This window comes from Pseudorhodobacter sp. (assembly GCF_030452865.1).
Taxonomy (GTDB): Bacteria; Pseudomonadota; Alphaproteobacteria; order Rhodobacterales; family Rhodobacteraceae; genus Pseudorhodobacter.
Window position 1 is genome coordinate 1 of record NZ_JAKDLJ010000503.1, and the last position, 2,249, is coordinate 2,249.

The 2,249-nt window shown below is 52.9% G+C and carries 3 protein-coding genes; 1 reads left to right on the forward strand and 2 read right to left on the reverse strand.

Going from position 1 to position 2,249, the window contains the following annotated elements; translation table 11 throughout:
* Positions 1 to 331: 331 nt before the first annotated feature.
* Together L0H65_RS18675 and L0H65_RS18680 are read right to left on the reverse strand one after the other, a co-directional pair.
* Positions 332 to 1,051, reverse strand: coding sequence for a ribonuclease activity regulator RraA (locus L0H65_RS18675; protein ID WP_301460701.1), 720 nt, complete (start codon positions 1,049 to 1,051; stop codon positions 332 to 334).
* Between the two features lie 132 nt (positions 1,052 to 1,183).
* Entirely contained in the window at positions 1,184 to 2,002 is an 819-nt protein-coding gene (locus L0H65_RS18680) for an NAD(P)-dependent oxidoreductase (protein ID WP_301460702.1), read from the reverse strand.
* Positions 2,003 to 2,039: 37 nt separating this feature from the next.
* Between L0H65_RS18680 and L0H65_RS18685 the strand changes: the two genes are divergently transcribed.
* A partial coding sequence (locus tag L0H65_RS18685) for a hypothetical protein (protein WP_301460703.1) occupies positions 2,040 to 2,249 on the forward strand: 210 nt, incomplete at its 3' end.

Consider the following 2,249-nt stretch of genomic DNA (forward strand, 5'->3'; position numbering starts at 1 on the left):
TAACATGTTCTATGCTAGTATGCTAGATTTTTTTTCCGATTCTTTTCCAAATTGAAATACACACGGATGAAGCATCTCAAAACGGTCGATCCATGCAAATGTCAAACACCGTTACGGGATGAAAAAGTTAGATTTTTCTCTACTCTGCTCTCGGCACAAGTGACCGGCTTGACGCAAAAGCATCTTCCCAACCACATCTTCCTTAGCTTCCTCCTATGCGATGCAGGACCAGATGGAACCGGTCCATCAAAGCCACTTCGCCCCCTTATTACCGCTTTCATTCATTTGATTCGTGAGCGGCTAATACGGTCACCGCGCATCATTTTTGAACTCACCTTTTTTGATGCCATTCTTCAAACTTCTTCTCGTTCTCGTCCTTGGTGCAAGGATAGAGGCCGATGATAGGTGCCCCAGCGAGAACCTCCTCCAAGACAAAAGCCTCGAAGGCCTCCATACCTGCGCAGACTTCGGCAATTTCCTCGGCCAAATGGGCCGGGATCACCATAACGCCATCATTGTCGCCCACCAAAACATCACCGGGAAACACGGCGACATCACCACAGGCAATCGGAACATTTATGTCCAGTGCTTCGTGTTTGGTCAGATTCGTCGGTGCAGAGGGCCGCGAATAAAACGCGGGCATATCAAGTTGGCCAATGCCCGTCGCGTCGCGCAATCCGCCGTCTGTCACGATGCCAGCACAGCCCCGTATCGCCATCCGGGTTACAAGGATTGATCCTGCTGTTGCGGCGCTGGCGTCTTTGCGCGCATCCATCACCAGCACATGGCCGGGCGGACAAGTTTCAACCGCAACGCGCTGCGGATGGTCGGCGTTTCGAAACACCTCCAACCCGTTGCGGTCCTCTCGCGCGGGGATATAGCGCAATGTAAAGGCCTGCCCGACCATGGTTTCCAGCTTTGGTGATACCGGGACGACGCCCTGAATGAACTGGTTGCGCAATCCGCGCTTGTAAAGCTGGGTTGCGATAGACGCCGTAGAGATGCGCTTATACTTCGCGCGGGTCGCTTCTGAGAGAATGTAGTCGGTCATGACGCATCCTTGAAATATGATTGGTTGCTACGGCAAAAGAAATGCCGAAGGTTCTTGCCATATTGAGGCCCGATCAACTCTCCATCAACCCTTGACCACTCAATTGCGCGATGGCCACGATAAAGCAAAATCTCAAACGGCTTTTTCGTCGTTCGGGTGGCCAAGATTGACGAACCAACCGCCAATACGATGGCTTGCCGGATCGGCAGGATCCACAGGCGAAGTTTTGCCTTCGATCTTTGCACGATACGACTCCGCGCTGTCTTTGGGCTGAAAGCCGATGTGTCCACCATTCGTCATGTTCACCGGCTTGATCCTATTGTCTGACATGCCAGCCGTGATTGTATGCCCCAGATATGGCGCGGTTAGACATGCGGCGACAAGTCGGATGCAATCATCAAATGACAGCCATGACCAGAGCATTCGGCGGTCTGCCGGTTCAGGGAAGGACGAAAATATCCGCAGGCAAGCGCTCTCGATCCCGAATTTGTCCCAGTAAAGGCTAGAAAGCGCCTCCACGAAACATTTTGAAACGCCATAAAGGCTGTCCGGTCTGGGTTTCGCGTCACAATCAATGCCGTCATTGATGCCGTGATAACCAATGGCATGGACTGAAGATGAGTAAATGACCCGTTTCACGCCATGTCTCCGCGCGCCTTCATAGATGTGATAGGATCCGCGGATACTGCTGTTGAGCACATCCTCCCAAGGGCTCTCCGCTGGGGTTCCTCCCAAGTGAACAATGGCATCACAGCCCTCAGTCGCAGCGATTGTCGCCGCCTCATCCGCAAGATCGAAGACCAACTCCTCCTCATGCTCGAGCAGGTTTTGGCAGTTGACGCGGTCTCCCAGCACCAACCTGTCTGCAAGCGGAACAAGTCCACGGCGCATCTCAGTGCCAAGACGGCCGGCGGCGCCGGTGATAAGTATTCTCTTGAAAGGTTTTCTCATGACGTTTCCTTGTTCTTAGCGCTTCAATTCAGGGCCAATGTGGACGGCTGTTCGGTCAAGTTCAACTTCCGCAGTCGCGGCGGAGATCAACATCTTCCAACACATCAATTCGGCTTTTGTCTCCCCTTACGCAGAACCGTTCATGGATATGTCGTTCGTCTATGCCGCCCCAACGGTTCGCGCAGAACTACCATCAAAGGCACTGGACTTCGACAACGCGTTACAGCAACGCCTTTATCCTACTGAA

What these genes read in the sequence shown, in the direction of transcription:
- L0H65_RS18675 (WP_301460701.1), bottom strand. Translation starts at nt 1,051, where the DNA reads ATGACCGACTACATTCTCTCAGAAGCGACCCGCGCGAAGTATAAGCGC.
- L0H65_RS18680 (WP_301460702.1), bottom strand. Translation starts at nt 2,002, where the DNA reads ATGAGAAAACCTTTCAAGAGAATACTTATCACCGGCGCCGCCGGCCGT.